The sequence below is a fragment of the Microbacterium sp. genome (assembly GCF_035277845.1).
Classification (GTDB): Bacteria; Actinomycetota; Actinomycetes; order Actinomycetales; family Microbacteriaceae; genus Microbacterium.
This window is the reverse complement of sequence record NZ_DATEJS010000311.1, coordinates 1-5,126: the sequence shown is the minus strand read 5'-3', so window position 1 is coordinate 5,126 and position 5,126 is coordinate 1. Positions and strand designations below refer to the sequence as shown.

The window sequence follows — 5,126 nt, the reverse complement described above, 5'->3', positions numbered from 1 at the left end:
GACTGGGGAGCCACCATGGCACGACGACGTGTTTTCCGAACGCTGGCCGCTGCGGTCGCAGCGCTTCTCCTGGTGACGGGAGGTGCCACAGCCGCATTCGCCGACGGGCTCGCGCTCGACGGCGACGGCATCTCGCCTGTGACCAACGGGCGGGGGGCCAGCATCGATGTGTGTACAGGCCAGGCCGCACAGTTCAACGTGCTCATCGCCGCACGCCGCATCGGCAACAGCGCCACGAACATCTTCGCCAACGGCAGCAGCGTGGCCGTCAAGTTCGATTCCGCGACCAGCGGCATGACCGCGACCGTGACGCCGGGCACCATCACCGTGCAGAGCAACTGGGCGAGCCAGGCCAACAACTTCCTGAGTACCAGCACCGCGCTCGCGGTCGTCACGCTGCCGGCGCAGAGCGCCGGCGGTTCGGGAACGGTGATGTTCGATTTCGCCGGACACAACGCGTCCAACGAGGACGTCAGCGGCAACGGGAGCGTCACCGTCACGTGGACGGTCCACAACTGCGACACGACCGCGCCGACGCTGCAGCTGCCCTCCGACATCACAGCCGAGGCGACCAGCGCCGCCGGCGCGACCGTCACCTACACCGCGGCGGCGACCGACGAGACGGCACCGGCCCACCCCGCGGTGACCTGCACGCCGGCATCCGGCAGCACGTTTGCGCTCGGCGCCACCACGGTGAACTGCTCGGCGACCGACGCGGCAGGCAACACCGGCAACGGCTCGTTCAAGGTCACCGTGAAGGACACGACGGCCCCCGCCGTCGGCTCGCCGGGGAACATCCAGTCCGAGGCATCGGGCGCACTGACCACGGTCAGCTGGACGAATCCCACCGCCACCGATGCGGTCAGCGGCGTTCTGCCCACCACCTGCTCGCCGGCATCCGGCTCCGACTTCCCGGTCGGCCAGACGGACGTGGCATGCTCGGCGACGGATGCCGCCGGGAACACGGGCGTGGCGCACTTCACCGTGACGATCGTCGACACGACGAAGCCCGCACTCGTGCTGCCGTCCGACCTGACCGCCGAGGCCACCGGAAGCGACGGCGCCGCCGTGGACTTCACGGCGTCCGCGACCGACCTCGTCAGCGGCTCGGTGCCGGTGACGTGCGACCCCGCCGCGGGCAGCACCTTCGCGCTCGGCCAGACCACGGTGGACTGCTCCGCCGCGGATGCCGCGGGCAACCTCGCGACCGGCTCGTTCACCGTCACGGTGCAGGACACCACGCCGCCGACCGTCACGGTCCCCGACCCGATCACGGTCGAAGCGACGGGTCCCGATGGGGCGGCCGCACAGTTCACGGCGTCCGCGACCGATCTCGTCGACGGGGCCGTGGCCACGACCTGCTCGCCGGCATCCGGATCGACCTTCGGACTCGGCACGACGACCGTCACCTGCGCCGCCACCGACGCGCACGGCAACACGGGCACCGCGCAGTTCTCCGTGACGGTGCAGGACACCACGCCGCCCGTCATCGACGCGCCGAGCTCGACGGTGATCGCCGAGGCGACGGGCCCCGACGGTGCCGCCGTGCACTACACGGTGACCGCCAGCGACCTCGTCGACGGCGCCGTGACCCCGGTCTGCACGCCGGCATCCGGCTCGGTGTTCGCCCTGGGTGACACGCAGGTGGACTGCACGGCGACGGACGCCCACGGCAACGTCGGCACCGCCTCGTTCGCCGTGGCCGTCCAGGACACCACGCCTCCGGACATCAGCGTCCCGGCCACGATCACCGCGGAGGCCACCGGCCCGGACGGAGCGACCGTGAACTACACCGCGACGGCCGCCGACCTCGTCGACGGTCCGGTGACGCCGTCGTGCTCGCCGGCATCCGGCGGCACCTTCGCGCTCGGTGACACCACCGTGACCTGCACGGCAGCGGACGCGCACGGCAACTCCGGACAGAAGTCGTTCCACGTCATCGTGCAGGACACGACGCCGCCGAGCATCACCTGGGTGAGCGGTCCCGCCGACGGCGGCACGTACCCGTACGGCTCGGTTCCCACCGCCTCCTGCACGGCGACGGACCTCGTCTCGGGCAGCGTCCCCTGCACCGTCACGAACGACGGCTCCGGGACCGGCGCGCACAGCGCGACCGCGAGTGCGACCGACGGTGCCGGCAACACGGGCACCAGCGTGCGGCACTACACGGTGGCTCCGTGGACGACCGCCGGCTTCTACCAGCCGGTCGACATGGGCGGTGTGCTGAACACGGTCAAGGCCGGGTCGACGGTGCCGCTCAAGTTCGAGGTCTTCGCGGGCGGGGTCGAGAAGACCACCACTGATGCGGTGAAGTCGTTCACGTCACGGGTCGTCTCGTGCACGGACGGCAGCGGCATCACGGACGCCATCGAGGTCACCACGACCGGCGGCACGAGCCTGCGGTACGACACCACGGCCGGTCAGTTCGTGCAGAACTGGCAGACGCCGAGGTCCACGGGCTCCTGCTACCAGGTGACCACGCTGCTGCAGGACGGCTCGACCATCAGCGCCCTGTTCAAGCTGAAGTAACCCGACCCGAACGGACGGCGGGCAGTGCGATCGCACTGTCCGTCGTTCGTCGTGCGTCATCCCGGTACCGGTCACCACCACGGCAAGTAGCATGGGCCCATGCCACAGCGATCCGCCGACCGTGATGCCCTTCGCTCCGAAGCGGCCGGCCGTCCGTTCAGTCCCGTGATCGCCCTGCTCACGGTCTCGAGCGTGTGGGATGCCCACCTCGGCGCCGCGCTGAAGCCGCTCGGCCTCACCACGCGCAAGTACGGACTGCTCGCGCACATCCGGGCGACACCCGACATCTCGTTCTCGGAGCTCGCCCGCCGATCCCAGATCACCGTGCAGACCGCGCACACCGCGGTGCACGCCCTCGTCGACGACGGCATGGTCTCCGACGGCACGGCGATTCCCGGGGCGCCGTCGCATCTGCGGATGACGGAGAAGGGCGCGCGCGCCCTGACCGAGGCGGACTCGCGGCTCGCCGACCTCGACACCGCTCTCGGCACCCAGGCTCCCGCGTTCGCCGCGGCACTCCGGGGCATGCATGAGGAGCCCGTCGGCGCGAAGTAGGGGGGGAGCCGAGCCGTTCGGCCAACCTTCAGGGTGACTGATGCCTATCAGTTACACTGAAGGAATGTTCCGCACACCCCTCAACCTGTTCCGCGTCCTGTCGGTCGCCGAAGCGGTCACGTGGACCCTGCTCATCGCCGGGATGATCCTGCGCGCCGTCTTCGGCTGGGCCTGGGCCGTCGCTGTGTTCGGCGGCATCCACGGCTTCGTGTTCCTCTGCTACGTCAGCACGAGCATCCTCGTCGCCAAGAACCAGCGGTGGACGCCGTGGCCGTGGGTCGCCGCCATCGGAAGCGCCGTGATCCCGTATGCCACCGTTCCCGCCGACCGGTGGCTGCACCGCCGCGGCCTGCTCGAGGGCGGGTGGCGTCTCGAGGCCACCGACGACCCGCGCGACTCCGCGTGGCACGACCGGGTGCTGCGGACCGTGCTGCGCCGCCCGCGCACGTTCACGGTACTCGGCGCCGTGGCGGTCGTCGTCGTGTTCAGCGGTCTGCTCGTCGCCGGCCCTCCCGGGGGCTGGACATCCGGGTCCTGAGGCCCGGCCGCGGGGTGCGGGCTCACCAGCCGGTCTCGAGCACCCGCTCCAGGGCGGCGACGAACTGGTCGGCACTGTCCCGCGAGAAGCACATCGGCGGCTTGAACTTCAGCACGTTCTGGTGGTCACCGGTCGGCTGGATGATGACGCCGAGTCGCCGCAGGCGGTCGCAGATCCGCGCGGTCTCGGCGGTGGCCGGCTCCCACGTCTCGCGGTCCCGCACGAACTCCGGGCCCAGATAGAACCCGTATCCGTGCACCGTGCCGAGGATCGGATGCCGCTCGCCGAGTTCGGCCAGGCGCTGCCGGAGGTAGGCGCCCACCTCGGCGGCGTTCTGCTGCAGGCGCTCGTCCCGGATGACGTCGAGCACCGTGAGGCCGACGACCGAGGAGACGGGACTGCCGCCCGCGGACGAGAAGAAGTAGCCCTGGCTGCGATAGCTCGCCGCGATCTCGCGGCTCGTGATCACCGCGCCGAGGGGATGCCCGTTGCCCATCGCCTTGGCGACCGCGACGATGTCCGGAACGGCGTCCTGCTGCTGGAACCCCCAGAACCATTCGCCGAGCCGCCCGTACCCGACCTGCACCTCGTCGGCCACGGCGACACCGCCGCCGTCGCGCACCGCCCGGTAGACCGCCTTCAGGTATCCGTCGGGAAGGGGCATCCCGCCGGCGTTGCCGAAGATGCTCTCGGCGAGGAACGCGCCGACGGGCATCCCCGCCGCGGCGAGCCGCTGCACCTCGGCGACCGCGTCGTCCGCGTAGCGGGCGGCATCCGCACCCCGGTGCTTTCCGCGGAACGGGTTCGGCGCCTCGACGGTGTGCACCCATCCGGGGCGGGTCTCGAGCGCATGCGGGTTGTCCGCGACCGAGGTGGAGACGGCGTCGGAGAGGTACGTCCAGCCGTGGTAGGCCTCTGCGATCGCGAGGACGTCGCGGCGCGAGGTGTGCGCCTGCGCGAGGCGCAGGGCGAGGTCGACGGCTTCGGACCCGCTGTTGACGAGGAACACCTGGTCGAGCCCATCCGGCAGGGTGCCCGCGAGGCGCTCGGCGAACTCGACGATCTGCGGATAGTGGAACCGCGAGTTCGTGTTGATGAGCCGCCACTGGGCGGCGACCGCCTCCACCAGGCGGGGATGGGCGTGCCCGATCGAGGTGACGTTGTTGAGGGCGTCGAGATACACCCGCGCGTCGGCGTCGACGAGGTACTCGCGCCACCCCCGCACGATCACCGGCGGGACGGTGAAGTAGTGCTCCTGCACCTCGGCGAGGCTGCGTTCGCGACGCTCCAGCAGGGCGTGCGGGTCCGGGGCGGCGGGCGCCGGGGCCACGGCGTCGCCGAACAGGACTGCCGTGGGGTCGGCGACCACGGCGAGCCAGGCCGGCGCCGTCTGCGCGGTGACCGCCTCGGGCACGTCGATGCCGGCAGCGGCGAGCGTGACGCGGACGGTACCGGTGATCTCGGCGAACGGGGCGCCGGTGTCGGCCCGGCCGCCGGCGCGATC

4 protein-coding genes are annotated in these 5,126 nt (G+C 71.3%); 3 read left to right on the top strand and 1 reads right to left on the bottom strand.

The window, feature by feature from the left end:
• The first annotated feature begins 72 nt into the window (after positions 1-72).
• From VJR25_RS13810 to VJR25_RS13800, 3 genes are all read left to right on the top strand, one after another.
• Positions 73-2,529 (top strand): HYR domain-containing protein, encoded by a 2,457-nt coding sequence (locus VJR25_RS13810; protein ID WP_324115984.1) that lies wholly within the window; start codon positions 73-75, stop codon positions 2,527-2,529.
• A 99-nt stretch (positions 2,530-2,628) separates the two neighbouring features.
• Positions 2,629-3,084 (top strand): MarR family winged helix-turn-helix transcriptional regulator, encoded by a 456-nt coding sequence (locus tag VJR25_RS13805; RefSeq protein WP_324115982.1) that lies wholly within the window; start codon positions 2,629-2,631, stop codon positions 3,082-3,084.
• Between the two features lie 64 nt (positions 3,085-3,148).
• The gene (locus tag VJR25_RS13800) at positions 3,149-3,622 is read left to right on the top strand and encodes a DUF3817 domain-containing protein (RefSeq protein WP_324115980.1); all 474 of its coding nucleotides are present in this window, start codon (positions 3,149-3,151) and stop codon (positions 3,620-3,622) included.
• Positions 3,623-3,644: 22 nt separating this feature from the next.
• Here VJR25_RS13800 and VJR25_RS13795 read toward each other — a convergent pair.
• Positions 3,645-5,126, bottom strand: a 1,482-nt coding sequence (locus VJR25_RS13795) for an aminotransferase class III-fold pyridoxal phosphate-dependent enzyme (RefSeq protein WP_324115979.1), incomplete at its 5' end; no start/stop codon positions are given.